The following is a 19,392-nucleotide window of genomic DNA, read 5'->3' as shown; positions in this document are numbered from 1 at the left end:
TGGTTGCCCATGATGCGATGGACCCGTTTGGCGTTGACCACAGGCTTATCGGCGGCCCGCCTTTCGCGATTGAGGAGCGCGGCGATCCGCCGATAGCCATAGGTTGGCCTTTGATCCACCAGCCTGCGAATGGTGGGCAGAAGCTCTGCATCCTCGACCTTGTGGTAAGGCCCACGCGGCTTTGATTTGCCTTTCAGCCGCTCGATGAGGTTGGAACGGGAGACGCCTAGCGTGTCTGCTACGGCCTTCATCGCGAACCGTCCTTCGGCAACAAGATCGGCCGCGATATCCGTTTATGGAATGGCCCGCCCCTATCCCCAGCGTCTGTTATGATGCTGTGGTGCGAAGAAAGAAAGGAACGGRCCTATGAGSATAATGATCCTTGGAATTGATCTGGGCAAGAACTCTTGTAGCGTCGTTGGTGTCRACGCTACCGGCGCAATAGTTACACGTCGAACGATGCGTCGCCAGACACTGATTGATTACGTAACGAAACTTCCCGCCTGCATAGTTGCTATGGAAGCGTGCTGCGGAGCTCATCATCTGGGCCGCTTGTTTACGGGACGAGGTCACGAGGTCCGGCTGATGTCGCCGGAATATGTTCGCCCGTATATCAAAGCCCAGAAAAATGATGATCGGGATGCTGAGGGTATTGCCGAAGCTGCATCTCGACCGACGATGCGTTTCGTCGATCTGAAGAGCCAGCAGCAACTGGACATCCAGACACTGCATCGGGTGCGTTCTCGCCTTGTGGCAGAGCGAACAAACCTCATCAATCAGCTTCGCGCAATTCTGCTGGAACGCGGGGTGATCTTTCCTGCCGGGCGGCGGAAACTGGAACTCGGCGTGGACAGCATGCTAGCCGAAGATGTGAAGTTATTATCGTCGCGAGTACAACAACTGGTTCSTGAATTACGCGCCGAGTGGCAAGAGCTCGACACAAAGATCGGAGCATTGAATACTGAGCTTATCCAGTTGGCACGCAATGATGCGGCCACGCGTAGACTGACGACTATCCCCGGTATAGGCGTACTCAWTGCCACGGCTTTGGTCGCCGCTGTAGGTAATGCAAGCAGCTTTGCCAAAGCGCGCGATCTGGGTGCCTGGCTCGGACTGGTACCTCGACAGTACAGCACCGGCGGTAAACCCCGACTGCTTGGGATATCGAAACGTGGCAATACCTATTTACGCACTTTGCTCATCCATGGCGCTCGAGCGTCACTGCCATCGCTCTCAAAGAGTGATACGCCAACGGGCCGTTGRCTCAAAGCAATGATGGAGCGTGGTGTTCACCGCAACGTCATGGTTGTAGCGCTAGCAAACAAATTGGCGCGGATAGCATGGGCCGTTTTGCGTAAGGAAACAGGCTTTGATCGCAGTTGCCCTGCAGTAGCGTAATCAGACCGGCTAGGCAATAAGAACGCGTAGCCTATGAGGTTTGCAGGAAGGATCGTGAAGATGGCCTGACAGTCGAACGGCGTTTGGAAAGCCCGGTCAAAAAAGTCCATCTTGGCCATGGGGGTGCTCATGAGACCGTATACGTTGACGCAGACTGATCAGAACATCGTAAAAATCCTATTGCAAACGGGGCGGGCCATACGTTTTTTGAGTCCGCTTTGGAAAGGGCTTCGCGGAGGATTTCGACCTCCATCGTCTTGCGACCGAGCATGCGCTCCAGTTCCCGGACGCGATCCTCCAGTTTCTTCACTTCCGAATTCCCCACAACCGGCTCGTCAGAATCCACGGCTGCAGCACCTCCCTCGCTCAAGAGCCTGCGCCACCGATAAAGCAAATTGGGCGCGACGCCGTGACGGCGAGCGGTCGAAGATACCGTCTCGCCGGGTTCGAAACTCCGCTCAATGATTGTCAGCTTTTGCTCGGTTGTCCACCGCCTGCGGCGAACATCACCTGTCAACAATTCAACGTGTCGATACTCGTTAGACATAAGCCTGTGCTTGAGCCTTTCTGCTTATGCCGACATGTCCGGTCGAAATGGGGGGCAGTTCACGTCCCAACTCGATACGACAAACGCGACGACAATTTCCTCGCATCTATCCAGCTTGCTGCAATTTGCGTGCGATGGGGGCAGTGGCGATCCCACGGCGTTTGACCGGCCTGCTGTGGGAGCACATTTTGCAAACTCCAGCTTGGAGCAAGCTAGCGCAGATTAGGTCTTGTTATTTAACTGGAGGATTTACGTTGCAGATTTCGACACATACTTTGCGCTTTGGATTTCAGCAAGTTTCCAACAAACCATTCCCAGACCAGCAGGATACAGCAAGCCGTTTACAAATCGCGCATCCAGAACCGGCACAAAGCAATTCGGTTGAGCTGCAACCAGGAAAAACTGCTTCTGATCCTTATCAGAACAGGCTGGTGGGATTGCTAGCCGAGAAAGCTATCAACAATGCCCCCGTCAAGGAATCCGCATCCCAGCAAGGAACAAGAATGGAGGATGTGTTGACCGATGAAGATGTTGCGCTGCTGAAGAAGCTGTGCCCCGACATGGATTTCGAGTTCCATGGTGGTTATAGTGCATGGATACGCGGGTCAAAGGATTTCAAGCTTCCAGAGGGCTTTGATCCAGACGTTGCACAAGCGCAACTGGATACTTTTCAAAACCTCGTTCTAGGGCTTTATTTCCAGAGAATAGGTGGAACCGATATGACCGGCAAAGCGCTGGATACCAAAATTACCGCCGCTCAGTTGCGGGAATTTTTCGCCAATCATATGGAGACCGTGGCGTCTCCAGAAGCGCTAGAACGATGCTTGAAATCAATGGAACAGAGCGAACAAAAACCTCAAGCTTGATTGCAACAATTTATCCGAATTAAACAAACTGGCTTTACTTAAAGCCAGTTTGAATTTCTTCTTTATTGCAAGTTATTGCCATATTTCTTTCCACTACTCTCTTAACGCCTTCACGGAATATGAAAGAAGCCTGAATGTTTTTTACAGAATTACAGTCTTCATCTGATATGTTCAGAGTATAGGTGGACTCAAGGCCCGGCAATACATACCAGCCGTTTCGGGATATGCTGAAAACCTTCTGCTGGTCAGCGTCGGTGCCCACAACATCGATGCTTTTGACAAACAAATGGTGCGTTCCGTGATTGCTTAGGGTTATGGAAATTTGCCCTGGGTGATGTGATGCAAATTTGACTGAACTATCTCTAACTGACGACAGCGGCTCGACGAAGACCGGCATGCTGAAATGATGCACCACATTGCCAAATCCGCTTTCTATAGCACTTGATTGAAGGATAATTCGGTAACTGCCTTCGACTACCCAAGGTTTAAAATGATCGATGGATAGCTTTAACTTGCCCGATGTGTGTGACTTTAACTCAATTTTCCGGGGCCAAACGATGATATCCGATGTTTCCTTGAATATATTTCGTCCATCATGTTCCATTGTCCACTCGACGACGCGAGCAGTCCATTCAACCGGATAGTCCTGATCGTTATAGATATGGAGAATATCCTGTTGCCGGTCTCGTGATAAAGAAAATCTTAAAGGATCAAAAACTTGGTTAGCAGCCAGCGCTTGCGTCACCGGCACCGATGCCGCAATAACCGCCAGCATTATGATATATGCCTTAACCACGCCACTTCGTATCACTGACAAACAGAGACCGAGGTCTTTCGATCTCAGCCTCTGTTTGAGGTGCTCCTGCTGAGCAGCTTTAGCTTTCATAATAAACGTTGACTTCCAGCTGCTTCGTTGGTGCCAAGCTACCAGGGCGAAATACGTACCGTTTGTCACTCTGCGCGTTGATAAAAAACTTGAACGGCTTATTAGCGGGAAAACCTTTAAATGCAGTGATATCTTGTACCGTCGCCCAACCGCTGGGCTCACTACAATTGGTATACGGTGGGTGATTATAGCACAACTGCGCCATGAGTCTGTAAGGTGGATTCCGAGGATCGGCGCGCTCATAATCCCACGAATACGAAACACTATCCAGTCGCGCTTCGGGATCGACAACCAAAGAAGGTACTTCTACGGTGTAAACGAGATTTGTCTGCGTTATAAAAGGCGCATTGACCGGTATATGATACGAGTTCCGCCCTGCCAAAGCAGACGTCACCAACGCTGTACTAACGCATGCTGTCAGAAAAATTTTAAGCATTAATTCCTCTCAATATAGAATCACCAACAGACAATGTATCGGCAATTCTGATTAATATTTAATACCTATTAATGCCAACCAAAGAAGCTTTCAAATTGATTGCAAAAGAATAAATTTTTATTGACAAAGAAGTAATTACTCACGCCATCACCTTTGCAGTCTCTTTTAAAAGGCTTCCCTGATGAATGGATCGGAGTACTTTGCAGATCAGGTCGTTTCTGTTCTCGCGCCTTGTGCGGGGCGTTGGAGCTTCATCGGGTTGGACGTGATCGGCGCCACGAACTGTCGCCTGCCGTTTGCGAGCACCATTTTCACTTCGCCTTTGGCTGAATATCCCTTGAGTCCAAGGACTGGCACCCGCGTGGTTTGGCCGATCCACCTTATCCAGGCTGCGGCCTCCGTTTCTCTCGCCTCATCGAAATCGCGAAGGTTTCCGCCAAGTGTGATTATCTCTTCGGCATTTTTCTGCATCAGCTTGGTTGCTCTAGATTGGTAGCATCCGATGCGGCCTTGCCAGCCGCGACGTTGCGGACCTGCACTTGCTTAGCTGTGGCGTCATTGAGTGTCAGTCCACCAGTCCAGTCCTCTTGCCGTTGGCGTCGCGATCGCAGAATACGGCATTTTCAGAGACCTCGCTGCCGCCTGCTTCCGTCCTTGTGATACGCTCCTCGTGATTGGCAAGCCTCACCTCCTTTTTAGTAGTGATTTTTTCATTTCCGACGATACGCGTTTCGTAACTGGCAAGTTTGCGGTCGTGGTCATTGAGCCGAGCGCCCCGTTCGGCGTTTTTACTTTCCGCTGCGGTCAGGCGGCTCCAGTCAGTCGTCGAGCCCTGCGTCCTGAGCTTCGCTTTTCCCTGTCATTTGCAGTCAGTCTGTTGCCGACATGGAAATAACCCGCCAGCCACTCGGGACCAGGAAGCAACGCAACGTTTCAGTTCTCACGACCGTCGACAGCGCAATCAAATGGAACCCGCACCCAATGACTATCGGTAAAGAAATTTGTCCAATAACCTTTGAGATTCCGGGCAATTTTTTCAGCAGGCTGCAAGAATTTACGGGAGTGTTTTGCAAACCCACGGCGCTGGACGCTGTCCCCATGTTCGGTGCCGGCCATGCTCGAAGCATGAATGCCGAGTAGCCGCCTTTGCACGCAAACAGCGGGTACGACCTGATAGATATTAAAATCGCCAGGCGCATTGTATTTTGGATGAAACATGAGAGTGTCGACCGGAATGAACCTCTCCTCCATGATAGATAGAAATCGACGCGCTGCATTTCGGGATACGATATACCCGCCCGCACAAAGATGTACCGAAAGAAGCTTTCCCAAACGTGGCTCTAAACGAGGAAACGATAAAAGCGGCCCTAGGAAGACGCGACTTCCATCGGATTCCAGTTTTACAATATCAACCTCGTCTGGAATCCAATCAGCACTTTGCAAAAGGTGACCTATCTGCGGGCTCAAGACCATGTCGTCCTCAAAAACTGCACCGAATGGCCCGCCTCCTGATGCAATCCGGGCGAGACATTCTTTATGGCTTAGAAAACGACCAATTTCTTTGGGCCTCCTTGGCTGCCGCCAATGCTGCAAATAAGGCTGAGACAATTCAGGCATACCACCCGGAAGTGTCAGTCCGTCTATAGCCGAAACTCTAACTAACGGGACCCCGACCCGCTTGAATTCTGCTTCAATTTGCTGATGCCGATCTGTTGCGCGATCAAGGTTAATTACGTAACACTGCAATGAAACCTCCTCCCAATCGAAAAATGCTTGATTGAGAGGCATCGCAGGAACGATCTCGTCAACTTTTATCGGTTTCAAAATGACGATTATCGCGTGTCCAATGTGACATTGAAGTCGGGAATAGCTGCTGTTTGCTGTGGTTTCGTTTGCCTCCTCGACCGCCTTTCCCATGCAGTTACTGCAAATGATATAGCCAGCATTAAGTTGGAATTATTTGGAAACAGTTCTGCTGACATTTCGCGCCAGCGTGGAGAAGCGACAAGGCCCAGTTTTGCGAGTGTTTGCTTGCCGAGGCAGGATCTTGCTATTCATACCCCTTTCCAACCTGTTCCTTTTGCCGGGCCTGGCGCGCTCACTGACTGTTTCAGAACGCTTGCACCTCCGCTGACCGTGCTTCCATTCCTGGTTAATGGCCCTTTTTGGCTCACGACAAGTCGTCCCGCCCTTCGAATTGCCTGCACAGATCAACCTACAACAAATTGCGATTGCAACATTTTCCACGCGCTGACAATTTCCCTTCTCTGACCAGGATTGAATGGCGATGGAACCTTGCAGTTCCGTGGCTCACCTCCACACCAGCCGCCTTCGATATTCGTTGGTCAGAAACGGCGCCTCTCTCATTCCCCTGGTTTTGGAAGATGCGCCCGCAACCCCGTTGTCCGTCTCCAAAACAGGTGGCGGGGTTGCACGAGCCGAATTTATCTCTCCGAGCTCTCCAGCTCAGAGACGGTGCAGTTGTCATTGATGCGAGACGTTATCTGCGCCAGCAGCTCCGTCGCCGAAATGCCCTCGAACCCCACGGCGGAGCTGCCTTCTCGCCTTTGTCCAAATCGACACGCACAAGCTCGCGGATGGCGGGCTCAATCTGGCCAGGATCATGACCCGATGCCAGCTGAAGGTGATTGTCATGCGGCACAACTTTGGCCCCTCGGCCGGGATGGCTGATTCCAGTCATCCTTTCCGACCTTTTTCCGGATATTAAGCAGAAAAACTCCCTGGGGATCCTCAATCCGCAGTCCTTTGATTTCTAAAACTGGACATCTAAAAAATCAATTTCGCGCCTGAGAACACAGCTTTTGGCTACTTGTGCTTCTGACTTAGATCGATACAACAGAATAACTTGACGATGGGTAAGCTTTGAGTAGACTTATAATACATTGGCCCCGACTCCCACATTGCCAGTGTCCCGGCCTTCAGCTTTCCAGATGGCCGAACGCCGGGTTTTTTTATTTCTTCGTACAACCTCGCAGATTTAACAACTTATAGTTATTATTATTGGAGAACAACAACCGATTCCTTGCGTCAATGGGCGCGCGGCCTTGGTTGACACCGGTTTGATCGGGTTTTATTTCTGAACGGATGCACTTTTAATAACGGGCCCACAGCTTTTTGCAGGAAACTGCTACACAGTTCCATATCCATTGGACGGGCATTTCTGGGATCATACGATGAGGGCTACGAGACGTTTGTACCCCTCGTTGCTCTCAAACTTTCCAGCTGTCGGGGGAGGCGTTTAGCAAGTAGAAGACCAAGTAACGCAACGCGGGAAGGCACCTCAATGACTTCCCGCGTTCGTGTTCCAATAATGGTGGTTGCTTCTAGATCAGATTATAACTGGCGTCAGCAAAATCCGATGGCCCATCCGATTCCTCATTGCCAAGCACTTCATCCAAGATATCTGTCGCCTCATCAACAGTATCGTCTAAAAAACGTAATACTTGGTGGGAAGCATCCTCCAACCCATCACCAACCGTCTCAAAATCTACTTTAGCTAGAACATCGGTTGCACCATCAATTATGCCACTTGCTGTATCCGTGATTCCTTTAAATATTGAATCAATAGCGCCACCAATACTGTTTGTGGAATTTTCGTTAGTCTCATTTAGCATGCCGGCTAGCTCTTCCATGCCTCTTCTCCTCTCGAAAATTGAAAGGTAACAGTTTAGCGGAAGATTAATATCACAGTAGAACAACCTTTTCCAGACGTCAATTCACACTGTGAAAATTAATGTTGTATGACATCTACCATGCGAGCTTCACATTGATTGTTTCTGAATTCAGCGCCGTAGCATATCTTATTCTGTTTTGGAAAATACGGGACTTAAAATTTGTCGCTCGCTTCAGTTTGTTAGCCAGACCGCGATTGCTATCTCCTTCGGTATCACCGGTGATCATTGCCTGCAGTTCAATGCGATTTTCCGACAACGACCATGAAGCAGCGGTCCATGCGAAAATGGCTTACGCGGAGCCACGAAAACGCACACCAATCGGAGATCAACCCTCAGGATTTTGGAGGGACTGGCTTTCAGATTTGAAAGAAACCTAATGACAAAACACAGCTTCCATTGCCGGTACGCGCATCGCTTAATTCGACCGTTACCAAACGTGACCTATTGACCACTCGAAAGTGAACGTTGCGAAGACGGCTTCGCTCGCTGGCCCAGAGAGAGCCCTAGCAGGCCATTGAAGAAGTCTCTCGTTTGGCATTGAGAATGGCCTCGCATTGTGAAGGGCAAATGTGATCGCGATAGAGCCGTCGTCGAGCAAGTCCGCGTGACCGTGGCTTGCGACCTCATCCATTTCGTCGAACCCGGCCCATGTGAAGAATACCATCGACGGGCTGTAGCCGAGATCGAGACTGGCTTGCAGGACGCCGAAGCAATTTCGCCATAATTGTCGGCCCCGATGGTCATCGGCGGGTGCGGCCAAATCGAGATAGTCCCGCTCCCACAGGTCCGCCTCGACGATCCGCCAGGAGCTTTGGCAGCCGCACCAGATTGCAGGCGGCGGCCGCGAAGGTGAAGGCCCATCAACCCGGTCGCGGCCACGGAACTTCGTCTTGTCCTGCCCCCCAATGGCCTTGATCTAGCCGAACGCTTCCTCGATCCGGTTGCGGATGCGCAGGCTGACGGCATAGCCGGGATGCCGCGTCGTGCGTCCGTCGATGGCTGAGCGCCGGCCGTTTGCGTTCTGCGTCGCATGCGGCGTCACTTTCATCGAGCGCAATTCTTAAACAAAGTCTCTGACATCATAGGCCTTGTCCGCACCCAGCGTGACCGCCTGCAGGCGGTCGGCCCGCTGCTCGATCATGTGCAACGCCGCCACCCGTTCGGCATGGCCGCTGGCCTCTGTCAGACAGGCATCGACCAGCAGGCCATGACGGTTCTCCCTCAGACCATGCCCCATGAAGCACAGCTTCGCCTCCTTGCCTTGCCTTTCTTGTAGAGCCTGGCGTCGGGGTCGGTCGTCGACGCATGTGTCTTGTTGGACCATATGTCGCCGTGGAAGTCTGCCTTCCGATTGCGTCCGCCGCTATCAGCCGGCTGCGTAGCTGAACCGTCCTTCGGCTTGACGCTCTTCATTGAGGCCCAGGCTTCGATCAGAGTGCCATCGACAGAGAAGTGGTCCGTGGAAAGCAGCCTCTTGACCTTGGACTGCGAAAGCATCGCGCTCAGGAATTTCGCCGCTATATCGCCTTCATGCAGTCGGTCGCGGTTCTTCGAGGACACCGAATGATCCCAGGCTGCATCTTCGATGCCGAAGAACCAGCGAAACAAAAGGTCGTATTTCCAGCCGCTCCATTAAAAGCCGCTCTGAACGGATCGCCGGCAGACCCTTTGGCCGATTTTCTCATAAATTTCGCGAATACTGAGATCGCTTGAGGCGGCAAGGGTCGATTTCTTCGATTAGCCATGGTGCAAGTGGAGGGGTCCGAGATGCTTGCCGCGCGCATATTCCACCGTGACCGATTTTTACACGTATCTCGACCTAGCCGATATCGGGTTTGCCGGGAATATCTTCCGGCCTCCCTAAGCCGCTTTGTTCATAGGCCGCTTTCGTGGGGGAACCGTCCCTGCTCATCCGGCCAAGTCCATATTCCGTCATCAGCCAGGATAGCGGCCACAACGGCCTCTGCTCGATCTCGGGTCGTGGGGCCTTTTTGTAAGACCATATGCTGAGTCTCGATCCGAACAAGGTAATCGACAACCTGCACGCGAGGCACGCCCCTACGCAGTTGGCCGGCTGCATCCAGCAGATAACTGTCATACTCATCAGCAAAAGGTCGGTTCGTTTCCTCGTCCCATTTACCGGGGTAGAACCCAGGCTCTAACAATCCAATCGGGTCCCAAAGCTCCCAACCAATATCGCGCAGTTTTGACAGCTTGGCTCTTGGTTGCGGTGAAATTTTCATCATGGATTCCATAGTCCCATCATTTTCGCCTGCCATTGCCTTACCCTTGGCCTTTGAGCAGCGTCGTTATTAGCGTTTTCATGTAACGCGGGAGTTCTAATCCGATGAGCAAGTCTCAACAAGGTGCAGGGGGTCTGCGATTTCTTTCTATCATCCTTGTCTGGGGATGGGCGGCCCTCTTGATCGGTTTCATGGAGCTCAATCATGAGTTCGAGCGGATCGGACCCGAAACCACGCTGGTCACCAACCACTTTACCGGCGACGTAAAGTACTGCCGCGTCTATCGAAGCGGTGACATGAGCTGCCACAGCTCCGACATCGAACCACGCCATTGGCTGTTCGCGCTCATACCCCTTTGGCCTGGGCGTGATGAACTGAACGAGGATCCTCCGTCGGAGCTCGTGGCGCGCGAAACACCTTTTACCATGACGTCACTTTTCAAGGAGCTCTTGATCGATGGAATAGTCGTGGCGGTGTTGCTCGTGGTAACCGTTCTCATTCTGAGCGGCATGCGCGAGGGGGGAACTGGAAGTAGCGATGGCGGCGGTTCCGATGGCGGCGGTGGCGGCTTCGGAGGCAAATGAAGTGCCGCCACGCGGCCAATTGCGACCTCATCGCGCGAGTCTGGAAGCCATAAACGCCTTGTGGTTCGCTATCTCATCATAGAGGTTGCGCCGCTGGCGAGCTTTCAGGGTTTCCTCGCCATTGACACGCCAGTGCATCAGTATCATGTCGCCGGGCTTCGATCCACTCTCGCAGGCGCCGGTGCGCTTCATCTGCGTGACGAAGCGGCCGCGACTTCGGATCAAGTTGTCGCGGTTGATGATGACGGTCTCGGCGCGTGTCTCGTCGCCTCCTAAGAATATGGCCGTATGACGGATGTCCGTCTTGCCAATCTTGTCCTCGATCGGCGATGGCCCCGTGCAGCGCATCGTCCATGCAAGAGTATTTCCTGAGAGGGTCGGCTGCGGTTCTTCGCATCGCTCATTGAGGCTGGCGACACTAGCCTGCTGCTCTCGAACCTCCAGTTCGCGCAGCGCGCGGTCGGCGCTGGGATCGAGGCAGATTTCCCATGTTTTCTCTATGTCGAATGTGGTCTTGCCGTCGCTGATCGTGCCGGTCTGTTCCAGGTGCCACAATCCTTCGTTGCGCATCGGCACGCCTTCGGGAAGTTCAACGGCGAAAGCAGCCGCCCATGAACCCAGAAAAAGAGTGCTGACGAGAAAGGACCCGGACAGGCGCACAGGACGCATCACGTCGGCCTCCGATCGGGTTTCAACCCTTCGAGGACATTCATCGGGGAATTCTCTTCCTGATCTTCACTGCATTTGCCTCTGTTGCGCATAAGCTTGAGGGCTTTGAACGCTACTGGCTGTATCCGCTTCGGCCAACCTGATGCGATAAATTCATCGGCATCCATATTCCCCGTGGTAGCATCGCAAGCAGCATCGAGGATGCTGCTCACCTCCAACAATACGGCTCGTTCCTCTGGTGTAATCGCGCTGTTGTAGCGCATTTCCCCATCGAGCTGATGCGGGATCCAGTCATAAAAGCTCTCAAAATACTCGACAGGCCATTCGCGACGTACCGTCTCATCTCCGCCGGCCAATACTTCAACGGCCTCCATGATCCTATTGCGAATGCGTTGGTCGACGAGGCGTCCTGTAGGTTGTTCTTCCATAGGGGTAACGGGTTCCTGCCTCACTCAAAGATCGTGATGGCCTTTGCCAAGACCTCATCCATGATTTCCGGCGGTAGAGATTCCACCTTGCGACCGTTGCGCGCTTTCAGGTCCAGCACTCGGGGTTGATCGCAACGCACGACGCCGGTTGTGTTGGAGCCCGAGAGAGGCACGCCAAAGCCGGTGCGCCGGGCAGACTCACCGCCCTTGGTGATCGGCAGAATGACAGGCAAGCCGGTAGCCCGGTTGAACTCGTCGGGCGAAACCACGACCACCGGCCGGTGCCCGCGTTGCTCCCTGCCCTGCGTCGGTTCCAGATCGACCATGTAGACGTCACCGCGCCTCATATCAGCTCGCCGCCCACGGCCGGCGCATCGATCCATTCCCGCTCTTCCGCCAGTCGCGGCTGCGAATAGTCGGACGCGGCCAGCAGTTCGGCCATCGTGTAGCGCGGCCGTGCCTTCGGCTCGACCACGAGGCGGCCATTATCGACGACCAAGCCGACTTTGGCCCCGGCCGACAGATGCAGAACATCGAGCAGCGCGGGGGGGATGGCCAGCATGATCGAGCCGCCGACTTTGCGCAGATTGGTAGTGTGCATGGGGCAGCTTCCTTTTAGTTATACTAGAATATAACAATTCACGCCCGGGCATTCAATGCGTGTTTTGGATTGCACAATCCAAAAAGCCGAGCAGCCCGCGCCGTCCCCTCGCTCATCGGCCGCCCCTTCGGCTTTTTGTGATGGATGTCGGAGACAAAGCCATTCTTTTCGAGCCAGGTTTCGTTCTTCTTCGAACGATAGGTCGTATCGGCCCATATCGTTGAACCGGTGCTCGGTCGTTTCACCACGTTGCGCAACTGCGCGCCGTCATAAGGGGCAGCATGCGTCACCGTCCAGCCGCGAATAAAGCCATGCCGCTGATCAATCGAAGCATGGTTCTTGTAGCGGAAGACGGGAACGACGATGTGGCGCTTGTGCTCCTTGCCTTCATCATCCCACTTTGACCTTCGAGAACTTCACCGTCCACCGGGCGCAACGATCCTTCTGTCGCAGCTTTGCTGGCTTGGTCTTCCAGGCGTCGGGTATCTTGCCTGCCTTGATGTCGGCCTTCTCAGCATCGGTATTGCGCTGCCGCGGTGCGGCGACAACCGTGGCATCGACACTCTGCCTGCCCATCGCCACGATACCCGGCCTTCGAGAGACGACGATCAAAGCGAGCAAACAGGTTCTCAATAGCGCCTGCATGCACGAGATGTTCGCGAAACAGCCAGATCGTCTTGGCGTCCGGCACCTTGTCGCCCAGTCCAAGGCCGAGGAACCGCGTGAAGGAAAGACCATCCTGTGTCTGAAACTCAGCTTGATCATCCGACAGACTGTAAAGCGCTTGAAGCACCAGAACCTTCAACATAGCACCCGATCGTTAGGCAGGCCGGACCACTTTTTTGAGCCATCCGAGCGCTTCAGCGCCTTGGACAACGGTTTGCGAAACAGATCCCACGGTACGATGCTTTTCAGCGTCTCCAATGGATCACCGGCTTCGCTCAGCCGCGAATAGCGCTCATCATGGCCCTGAAACCTGCCTGTCCCTACATTTAAATTCTCCGCAAAGCAGCACGGAGATTGAATCAAATTGCCCCCGGTAAATGCGAAGTATTCAGATGCCGACATTCCTTCCCAGCGATCGGAAATTTTATTTGATCAGTATACGAAGTTTCTTTTAATACCCTAGACGAATCCAATTCACAAAAATTCTGCCTTCTGTTCTTAACGAAGCGCTTGTATCGAAAGCAAACAGGCTTTGTAGAATATGTTGCCCAGGGCTGTCACTGATGGTCCTTCTTCGCTCAATGATTTGAATTCCCGTACAACGAATTGACTTAAAGCATAAAACACTCCGCTTTTCCAACGACCTGCGTCATCTCGTGCATTTTTATCTAAGCGTTGAAAAAGCATGGTTTTTTGATTTTCCATGGTGCCGCATTCGCCTGAAATTGCATTAAAATCTCAACAAGTCGCGGCTTAAATCGTAATTCCTTCAATTTTTTCTTTGGGACGACGAAGTATGATGTTAGCTTTACTGAACACCTCGGGAATTCATGTTGGCAATCTTGATATTGGTGTTACACGAGGAAAACTTCTCGATGCGTATTCTGCCTTTGTCCTTGGGTCAGTTTCCTTCAATCGCGTTTAATCGCATTGGTATTGCCGCGCCTTTTTTCTTTTTCACTGGGATATCAGCATTCGCCGATTGTGCTCCGACCACGCCTGGCACGATTGTGTGCTCGGGTAACGATAATGACGGTTATGCCAACACGCCGGGCCAGGAAGTTGCTATTACTGTAGTTAACGGTGCCACCATAAACAGTGGTGGGATTTTTATCACGGGGCCAGGCGAGGACAGCATTATCAATAGCGGCAATATCAATGGCAGCCTCAATGGCACCGTGGCAGGTGTGGGCATGTCGAACATGTCTATCTATGTGTCAGGCGCGACAAACTTCAGCATCGACCAGAATGGCAGCATCAACCAGAACATCGGCGTCGATAGCACAGTGGGCACTAATACTCTGACCGTGCGTCCGGGATATTCGGTCAATGTCGTCGGACTGGATGGAGCAAATAACGTCGTCGATAATGCTGGTATATTCAACTCGACTCTCACCCTGACGGCAGATCCAGGCGGACAGAATGCAATCACAAATCGTCCTGGGGCTCAGCTCAATACCATCGTGCTGAACGGCACGGACAACATCATTGACAACGCTGGCTCCATCAATCAGTCGATTACGATCGGCGGAGGGTTCGGAGGAACCAACAATATCATCAATCGTCCTGGGGCAATCATCAGTGGAGCGATAAACACTACACAAGCGGGAGCAGCCATTGATCGAATCGACAATGATGGCATCATTAACAACGGCGTCAGTCTTGGAGCAGGCAACGATTATTTCGTCAACCGATCGGGCGGCACTAGCGGCAACCCCGTAACAAATGGCACTATCGATACCGGCATTGGCAACGATTTCGTCATCATGGCTGCTGGCACGATCAATGGTCAGATCCTGCTCGGCGCTGGCGCGGACGTGGCCGGGATTTCAGGCGGGCGTATTACCAGTTCCGTGGACGCGGGTGACGGAAACGATTTCCTTTTCTGGGGGGGAGGTACGATCAGCAGTGGTCTCTATGGCGGCAGTGGGGACGACAGCGCAATTTTTTCGAACCTGACTTCAGTCAATCTTACGCCGGGTCTGGTGCTCGATGGTGGCCTCGGCAATGACAGAATGGCATGGCAGAACACACAGAATGCCGCTGGCGGCCAGGGTACTGACGTAGATACGTTGCGCAACTGGGAGCGCATCTCCCTGTCTCGAGGATCACAGCTGACTTTCGAATATGGCGGCGACACGCTGATTCTGGGCGATACCGGTACTCTAACCGGGCAATTGAACATCGAGGACGCAAGTTCAAGCGTCATCGCCGGCAGTCCAAATGTACACTCGGTAACATCGGCTGTCGCTGGTAATCCGATACTGGTTAGCAATGCGGGCTTCATCGACATGGTGACCGGCTCATCCAGCGAAATGAACCGTTTTGTCGTCAAAGGCAATTACGTGGGCCATGAGGGGTATCTGAAGCTACAGACCTATCTGGATACCGACAGTGATACCCGGTCCGACCAGCTTGTCATCGATGGGGGGAATGGCGGAGGCAGCGCTTCAGGAACCACGGCAATCAGCATCACAAATTTCGGTGGCCCGGGCGCGTTAACTAACGCCAATGGCATATTGGTTGTGGACGCCACAAACGGGGCGACCACGAGCGGCAGTGCTTTCTCACTGATCGGGCCGGTGGCGGCTGGTATCTTCGAATACCAGCTTTTCCGGGGCGGCGTGACGTCCGATAGGACGACCGATCAGGATTGGTTCCTACGCTCCTCGGTTACTGATCCCACCGAACCGCCGGCGCCTCCGACTCCGATCACGCCAACTGTACCGGTATTACCGATCATTCCGGTACCGCCTCCGGTACCGCCGCAGCCCCCACAACCGCCATTTACGACGGACCCTACGCCGATCACACCAACGGTTCCGCCGGTACCACCGACGCCGATTACGCCGACTGTACCGCCCATACCGCTCGATCCCGCGCCACCGCCAGGGCCACCAGCACCGCCACCAGCTCAGCCAGACGGACCACAAATTCCTCTAATTCGTCCCGAGATCCCTGGTTATGTTATCGCACCCCTTATAGCTGCAGATTTGGGCCTTGAGACTTTGAGTACTTTTCATGAGCGTCGGGGCAATCAATCACTTCTTGATCCGGGCACTACTGATGGCCGCGCGTGGTTACGGGCTTTCGGCAAGTCATTTACAGCCGGATGGATGCCTGGCATCAAAGGGATGAGTTACCAGATGGAGCCGGAATTTGACGGACAGTTCTGGGGTGTACAAGTAGGCGCCGACCTCTATAACGGACATCGCGACAATGGAGGTGAGGACCGCGTGGGGCTCTTCTACGCTCACAGCGAGGCAACGGGTGACATCACCGGCAACGTACTCGCCCGAACACAAATTCATGCAGGTGATTTCAACCTCAGTAGCGACAGCATAGGAGCCTACTGGACCTATCTCAGCGAAGACAGCTGGTATGTAGATGCGGTCGGAATGTTCAGCTGGCTGCACGGCGATGCAACATCGTATCGCGGAATCGGAACCGACATAAACGGCCACTCCCTTACGGGATCCGCAGAGGTGGGTGCACCCCTGGTTTTGAATCCGAACTGGACTATAGAACCTCAAGCGCAACTCATCGTTCAGCATCTGGCGCTGGACAATACCTCCGACCCGTTCACCAGCATCGAATATGACAGGACGACACGCGCTATCGGGCGAATTGGGGTGCGGGTCGAAGCAAACGCTCCTATCAACGGCCGAATGGTACAGGTTTTTGGCAGCGTTGATCTTTGGCACGGCTTCACAGCAGATACTTCAACCAGATTCAACGAAGACATCGTACAGACCGAAATTGGTGGGACATCGTTGCAATTGCAGGCCGGTCTCAATACCGCACTAACAGACAAGGTCAGCGCCTACGGGTCATTCAGCTACGAAACTTCCATTGATAACCGTTCGGGCCACGGTTTGGCGGCCAACGCAGGCTTGAAACTACAGTGGTGAACTGCTTCGGTTTACGTCAACCTACCGCAATGTGCAGAGCTTTGAAACAGGAGCCCTATGATTGTTCAAGGAGCATAAAAATCATTGAAATGACTGCCAATTGTTTCAAATGGCAATAAAACTCCGGCATCGGGTCTGCCAAGATTTTTCGCTGTTGATTCTAAAAATAAATCTGCGCAAACGCTTCTCTGTGGTTTCAGCAACTATCGAGATCAATCTGGCTATTTATACGCCTCCCGGCTCCGCCAATTCACCCGCGCAGCCTCTAAAGTACCGTCATCAACTATTTTTAGCAAAATTGGAAGCCGGAAATCGAGGCCGTGACTGCGACCAGCCACACCACCTAACATATGCCCTTGAATGTCAGAAAAAGATACCTTATTTTCTGACGCATGAAGACGATAGCCGCCTCTGTTCCTGACCGGGTCATGAAGCGCGTCCGCGCCAGCGGGCGCGGCAGCGTCTTTACGCCCAGTGACTTCCTCACGGTTGCCGCTCGCCCGTCCGTCGATCAAGCCCTTTCCCGGTTGGTGAAGGGCGGACAGCTCCGCCGGCTTGCGCGCGGGCTCTACGACTTTCCGAAACTGCACCCGAAGCTCGGGGCGCTGTCACCCACTCCTGACGATGTCGCTCAGGCGCTCGCCCGGGAGACCGGCTCCCAAGTGCAGATTGCCGGCGCGCGGGCAGCGAACGCGCTCGGCCTTTCGACGCAGGTCCCGGCCCAAAGCACCTATCTCACCGATGGTCCCTCGCGGCGCGTCGTGCTGGGAAAGCGCGTCGTGGATCTTCGCCACGCTTCGCCCAAGCATCTGATCGCGCCGGGTAGCCCCGCTGGAACGGTGGTTCAGGCCCTTCGCCATGTCGGCCCTGTTCGGGCGGCTGATGTCGCGCAAATCGCAGCGCGCCAGCTTTCGGCCAACGACAAGAAGACGCTTGCTTCAACCGCCCTTCAAGCGCCTGCCTGGATGCGACCCACGCTCGTTTCGATTGCCAACGCAGCGGTGGCCGATATCGATGGATGATGTCGCCCGTCTCCCCGCCGGCGAACGCGCAGCTCTCTTCGGGGAGACCGGCGCCGGCCGGGGCGTCGCCGACACGATCATCGAAAAGGACTTTTGGGTCTGCTGGAGCCTAAGGCGCCTGTTCGGTCTCCCGAAGGGCACCACGGCCACCCTTATCTTCAAGGGCGGCACGTCCTTGTCCAAGGCGTTCAATGCCATCCGCCGGTTCTCCGAAGACATCGATCTATCGTTCGACCGGACGGAACTCGGATACACTGGCGAGCGCGATCCCGAAAAGGAGGGGATCAGCAGGAAGCAGGCGGCCCGGCTTATCGACGACCTGGTCAGCGACGTCGAGCGACACATCGCCGAGAAACTCCTCCCGGCGCTTCGCGCCGCGATCGTCGAACAACTCGGCGAACCGACCAACGGCGAGTGGTCGCTGGAGATAGATGCAGGCGACGCCCAGACGATCAACTTCCACTATCCGACCGCGCTACCTGTCGCCGAATACGAGGGCATGTCCTACATCACCCCGCGAGTGAAATTCGAACTGGGCGCGCGCGGTGATCCCTGGCCGACCGAAGAAAAGGTCATCCGTCCCTACGCAGCCGACGACTATCCCGGCTTCTTCGCCGATCCCGACACCACCGTGATGGTGCTGTCAGCGCGGCGCACCTTCTGGGAGAAGGCGACCGCGCTCCATGCGGAGGCGCATCGCCCTGCGGAGTCGCCGACGCCGCAGTATTTCTCTCGGCACTACTACGACCTCGCCATGCTCCTCGACACGGATGAGGGCCGAGCCGCCATTGCCGACTTCGATCTGCTGGCGCAGGTCGCGCTTCATAAAGCCACCTTCTTTCGTTCGAGCTGGGCCCGCTACGATACGGCTCGGCCAGGCACGCTCCGGCTGAAGCCGGACGACGCGCGCGTCAAAGACCTGAGAGCAGATTATCGGGCCATGTCGCCGATGATGTTTGACCAAACACCGCTGTCATTCGACGATATACTAGCAAAAATTGCTGCGCTCCAAGACGTCATTAATAGCTAAGTAGGCACTTGCCCTGGGGGAATGCTCGTCAACGCGCTTCAATCCTTTCACCGAGACCATAGCAGCGCCCGCGCGCGGACAGGCGTAGGCTATGGGCGCTAGTTACCCGACCAGAATTATTCTGGCATTTCGGAGCGGCGGCGTGTGCGCATTTCCGAAATGCGGCAAGCATCTCCCCTACGACGCCCAGGTGGGAGACGATACCTATGTCGGCGAGGCCGCGCACATCCGTGGCGAGAAGCCGACCGCGGCCCGCTATAGCCTATGCGGGCTCGCCTAAACCTGGCGTTGGCATTCGCAGGACTTATGGTGGGGTCGGTTCCGGCTGGGGGCGAAATGACACCTTAAGAGCATTCGTCGTCCGCGATCGGCCGACACCATTGAAAAACTCCGAAGGCTTGAGCGCCGTC

At 54.1% G+C, this 19,392-nt stretch carries 21 protein-coding genes and 3 pseudogenes; 8 read left to right on the top strand and 16 right to left on the bottom strand.

The genetic code is table 11. The annotated features are described in order from the left end of the window. A pseudogene (locus ACOWVS_RS20620) lies at positions 1-293 on the bottom strand (IS3 family transposase); the annotation flags it as partial. 73 nt (positions 294-366) lie between these two features. On the opposite strand from ACOWVS_RS20620, the gene ACOWVS_RS20615 reads away from it, so the two are divergent. Next, positions 367-1,398: an IS110 family transposase gene (locus tag ACOWVS_RS20615; RefSeq protein ID WP_420973181.1), complete on the top strand. Its 1,032-nt coding sequence runs from the start codon at positions 367-369 to the stop codon at positions 1,396-1,398. A gap of 205 nt (positions 1,399-1,603) precedes the next feature. Here the strand turns inward: ACOWVS_RS20615 and ACOWVS_RS20610 are convergent. Further along, positions 1,604-1,945, bottom strand: a pseudogene (locus tag ACOWVS_RS20610) (transposase); the annotation flags it as partial. Between the two features lie 254 nt (positions 1,946-2,199). Here ACOWVS_RS20610 and ACOWVS_RS20605 point away from each other — a divergent pair. Beyond that, a complete protein-coding gene (locus tag ACOWVS_RS20605; protein ID WP_139309310.1) occupies positions 2,200-2,811 on the top strand; it encodes a hypothetical protein in 612 nt (203 codons plus the stop codon). Between the two features lie 34 nt (positions 2,812-2,845). Here ACOWVS_RS20605 and ACOWVS_RS20600 read toward each other — a convergent pair whose 3' ends face one another. Together ACOWVS_RS20600 and ACOWVS_RS20595 are read right to left on the bottom strand one after the other, a co-directional pair. Continuing rightward, positions 2,846-3,697 carry a hypothetical protein gene (locus ACOWVS_RS20600; RefSeq protein ID WP_075042397.1) on the bottom strand — a complete coding sequence of 284 codons (852 nt, stop codon included), beginning with the start codon at positions 3,695-3,697 and terminating at the stop codon, positions 2,846-2,848. A gap of 643 nt (positions 3,698-4,340) precedes the next feature. Then, entirely contained in the window at positions 4,341-4,604 is a 264-nt protein-coding gene (locus ACOWVS_RS20595; protein WP_075042396.1) for a hypothetical protein, read from the bottom strand. Positions 4,605-4,695: 91 nt separating this feature from the next. Here ACOWVS_RS20595 and ACOWVS_RS20590 point away from each other — a divergent pair, with 91 nt between their 5' ends. Next, positions 4,696-5,028, top strand: a complete 333-nt coding sequence (locus tag ACOWVS_RS20590) for a hypothetical protein (protein WP_139309309.1) — start codon at positions 4,696-4,698, stop codon at positions 5,026-5,028. A gap of 38 nt (positions 5,029-5,066) precedes the next feature. On the opposite strand, the gene ACOWVS_RS20585 is transcribed toward ACOWVS_RS20590, so the two are convergent. The 4 genes and pseudogenes from ACOWVS_RS20585 to ACOWVS_RS20570 all read right to left on the bottom strand — a co-directional run bounded on the left by ACOWVS_RS20585 (position 5,067) and on the right by ACOWVS_RS20570 (position 10,107). Further along, positions 5,067-6,050 (bottom strand): glycosyltransferase family 25 protein, encoded by a 984-nt coding sequence (locus ACOWVS_RS20585; protein ID WP_075042395.1) that lies wholly within the window; start codon positions 6,048-6,050, stop codon positions 5,067-5,069. A 1,427-nt stretch (positions 6,051-7,477) separates the two neighbouring features. Further along, positions 7,478-7,786 (bottom strand): hypothetical protein, encoded by a 309-nt coding sequence (locus tag ACOWVS_RS20580; protein ID WP_075042394.1) that lies wholly within the window; start codon positions 7,784-7,786, stop codon positions 7,478-7,480. A gap of 782 nt (positions 7,787-8,568) precedes the next feature. Next, positions 8,569-9,485, bottom strand: a pseudogene (locus ACOWVS_RS20575) (IS5 family transposase); the annotation flags it as partial. A 217-nt stretch (positions 9,486-9,702) separates the two neighbouring features. Beyond that, positions 9,703-10,107 carry a hypothetical protein gene (locus tag ACOWVS_RS20570; protein WP_247644466.1) on the bottom strand — a complete coding sequence of 135 codons (405 nt, stop codon included), beginning with the start codon at positions 10,105-10,107 and terminating at the stop codon, positions 9,703-9,705. A gap of 68 nt (positions 10,108-10,175) precedes the next feature. Here ACOWVS_RS20570 and ACOWVS_RS20565 point away from each other — a divergent pair, with 68 nt between their 5' ends. After that, complete coding sequence (locus ACOWVS_RS20565) at positions 10,176-10,655, top strand: hypothetical protein (protein ID WP_075042393.1); 480 nt, start codon at positions 10,176-10,178, stop codon at positions 10,653-10,655. Between the two features lie 27 nt (positions 10,656-10,682). Here the strand turns inward: ACOWVS_RS20565 and ACOWVS_RS20560 are convergent, their stop codons facing one another. The 8 genes from ACOWVS_RS20560 to ACOWVS_RS20525 form a co-directional block, all read right to left on the bottom strand. Further along, positions 10,683-11,324 carry a DUF3617 family protein gene (locus ACOWVS_RS20560; protein WP_075042392.1) on the bottom strand — a complete coding sequence of 214 codons (642 nt, stop codon included), beginning with the start codon at positions 11,322-11,324 and terminating at the stop codon, positions 10,683-10,685. Next, positions 11,324-11,752, bottom strand: a complete 429-nt coding sequence (locus ACOWVS_RS20555) for a hypothetical protein (RefSeq protein ID WP_075042391.1) — start codon at positions 11,750-11,752, stop codon at positions 11,324-11,326. The genes ACOWVS_RS20560 and ACOWVS_RS20555 overlap by 1 nt, the downstream gene beginning before the upstream one ends. 20 nt (positions 11,753-11,772) lie before the next feature. Further along, entirely contained in the window at positions 11,773-12,099 is a 327-nt protein-coding gene (locus ACOWVS_RS20550; RefSeq protein ID WP_075042390.1) for a type II toxin-antitoxin system PemK/MazF family toxin, read from the bottom strand. Next, positions 12,096-12,353: an AbrB/MazE/SpoVT family DNA-binding domain-containing protein gene (locus ACOWVS_RS20545; RefSeq protein WP_075042389.1), complete on the bottom strand. Its 258-nt coding sequence runs from the start codon at positions 12,351-12,353 to the stop codon at positions 12,096-12,098. Before ACOWVS_RS20545 ends, ACOWVS_RS20550 begins: the two co-directional genes overlap by 4 nt. A 38-nt stretch (positions 12,354-12,391) precedes the next feature. Next, complete coding sequence (locus ACOWVS_RS20540) at positions 12,392-12,643, bottom strand: hypothetical protein (protein WP_075042388.1); 252 nt, start codon at positions 12,641-12,643, stop codon at positions 12,392-12,394. Positions 12,644-12,864: 221 nt separating this feature from the next. Then, entirely contained in the window at positions 12,865-13,161 is a 297-nt protein-coding gene (locus ACOWVS_RS20535; RefSeq protein ID WP_075042387.1) for an IS5 family transposase, read from the bottom strand. Then, positions 13,155-13,421: a hypothetical protein gene (locus ACOWVS_RS20530; RefSeq protein WP_139309307.1), complete on the bottom strand. Its 267-nt coding sequence runs from the start codon at positions 13,419-13,421 to the stop codon at positions 13,155-13,157. Before ACOWVS_RS20530 ends, ACOWVS_RS20535 begins: the two co-directional genes overlap by 7 nt. 96 nt (positions 13,422-13,517) lie before the next feature. Further along, positions 13,518-13,724 carry a hypothetical protein gene (locus ACOWVS_RS20525; protein ID WP_139309306.1) on the bottom strand — a complete coding sequence of 69 codons (207 nt, stop codon included), beginning with the start codon at positions 13,722-13,724 and terminating at the stop codon, positions 13,518-13,520. A 170-nt stretch (positions 13,725-13,894) separates the two neighbouring features. Between ACOWVS_RS20525 and ACOWVS_RS20520 the strand changes: the two genes are divergently transcribed. The 4 genes from ACOWVS_RS20520 to ACOWVS_RS20505 all read left to right on the top strand — a co-directional run bounded on the left by ACOWVS_RS20520 (position 13,895) and on the right by ACOWVS_RS20505 (position 19,262). Beyond that, positions 13,895-16,930, top strand: a complete 3,036-nt coding sequence (locus ACOWVS_RS20520; RefSeq protein ID WP_139309305.1) for an autotransporter domain-containing protein — start codon at positions 13,895-13,897, stop codon at positions 16,928-16,930. Between the two features lie 392 nt (positions 16,931-17,322). After that, positions 17,323-17,952 (top strand): DUF6088 family protein, encoded by a 630-nt coding sequence (locus tag ACOWVS_RS20515; protein WP_247644465.1) that lies wholly within the window; start codon positions 17,323-17,325, stop codon positions 17,950-17,952. Further along, entirely contained in the window at positions 17,945-18,982 is a 1,038-nt protein-coding gene (locus ACOWVS_RS20510; protein WP_075042385.1) for a nucleotidyl transferase AbiEii/AbiGii toxin family protein, read from the top strand. The genes ACOWVS_RS20515 and ACOWVS_RS20510 overlap by 8 nt, the downstream gene beginning before the upstream one ends. A 91-nt stretch (positions 18,983-19,073) precedes the next feature. Continuing rightward, entirely contained in the window at positions 19,074-19,262 is a 189-nt protein-coding gene (locus tag ACOWVS_RS20505) for a hypothetical protein (RefSeq protein ID WP_247644464.1), read from the top strand. The last annotated feature ends 130 nt before the right edge of the window (positions 19,263-19,392 follow it).

Origin of the sequence: Brucella sp. IR068, from assembly GCF_049065885.1 — a bacterium.
GTDB lineage: Bacteria > Pseudomonadota > Alphaproteobacteria > Rhizobiales > Rhizobiaceae > Brucella > Brucella intermedia.
The sequence above is the reverse complement of the archived record's forward strand: the minus strand, read 5'-3'. Positions and strand labels throughout refer to the sequence as shown.

What these genes read in the sequence shown, in the direction of transcription:
- ACOWVS_RS20600 (WP_075042397.1), bottom strand. Translation starts at nt 3,697, where the DNA reads ATGAAAGCTAAAGCTGCTCAGCAGGAGCACCTCAAACAGAGGCTGAGA.
- ACOWVS_RS20595 (WP_075042396.1), bottom strand. Translation starts at nt 4,604, where the DNA reads ATGCAGAAAAATGCCGAAGAGATAATCACACTTGGCGGAAACCTTCGC.
- ACOWVS_RS20585 (WP_075042395.1), bottom strand. Translation starts at nt 6,050, where the DNA reads ATGGGAAAGGCGGTCGAGGAGGCAAACGAAACCACAGCAAACAGCAGC.
- ACOWVS_RS20580 (WP_075042394.1), bottom strand. Translation starts at nt 7,786, where the DNA reads ATGGAAGAGCTAGCCGGCATGCTAAATGAGACTAACGAAAATTCCACA.
- ACOWVS_RS20570 (WP_247644466.1), bottom strand. Translation starts at nt 10,107, where the DNA reads ATGGCAGGCGAAAATGATGGGACTATGGAATCCATGATGAAAATTTCA.
- ACOWVS_RS20565 (WP_075042393.1), top strand. Translation starts at nt 10,176, where the DNA reads ATGAGCAAGTCTCAACAAGGTGCAGGGGGTCTGCGATTTCTTTCTATC.
- ACOWVS_RS20560 (WP_075042392.1), bottom strand. Translation starts at nt 11,324, where the DNA reads ATGCGTCCTGTGCGCCTGTCCGGGTCCTTTCTCGTCAGCACTCTTTTT.
- ACOWVS_RS20555 (WP_075042391.1), bottom strand. Translation starts at nt 11,752, where the DNA reads ATGGAAGAACAACCTACAGGACGCCTCGTCGACCAACGCATTCGCAAT.
- ACOWVS_RS20550 (WP_075042390.1), bottom strand. Translation starts at nt 12,099, where the DNA reads ATGAGGCGCGGTGACGTCTACATGGTCGATCTGGAACCGACGCAGGGC.
- ACOWVS_RS20545 (WP_075042389.1), bottom strand. Translation starts at nt 12,353, where the DNA reads ATGCACACTACCAATCTGCGCAAAGTCGGCGGCTCGATCATGCTGGCC.
- ACOWVS_RS20535 (WP_075042387.1), bottom strand. Translation starts at nt 13,161, where the DNA reads ATGTTGAAGGTTCTGGTGCTTCAAGCGCTTTACAGTCTGTCGGATGAT.
- ACOWVS_RS20530 (WP_139309307.1), bottom strand. Translation starts at nt 13,421, where the DNA reads ATGTCGGCATCTGAATACTTCGCATTTACCGGGGGCAATTTGATTCAA.
- ACOWVS_RS20525 (WP_139309306.1), bottom strand. Translation starts at nt 13,724, where the DNA reads ATGGAAAATCAAAAAACCATGCTTTTTCAACGCTTAGATAAAAATGCA.
- ACOWVS_RS20520 (WP_139309305.1), top strand. Translation starts at nt 13,895, where the DNA reads ATGCGTATTCTGCCTTTGTCCTTGGGTCAGTTTCCTTCAATCGCGTTT.
- ACOWVS_RS20515 (WP_247644465.1), top strand. Translation starts at nt 17,323, where the DNA reads ATGAAGACGATAGCCGCCTCTGTTCCTGACCGGGTCATGAAGCGCGTC.
- ACOWVS_RS20510 (WP_075042385.1), top strand. Translation starts at nt 17,945, where the DNA reads ATGGATGATGTCGCCCGTCTCCCCGCCGGCGAACGCGCAGCTCTCTTC.
- ACOWVS_RS20505 (WP_247644464.1), top strand. Translation starts at nt 19,074, where the DNA reads ATGGGCGCTAGTTACCCGACCAGAATTATTCTGGCATTTCGGAGCGGC.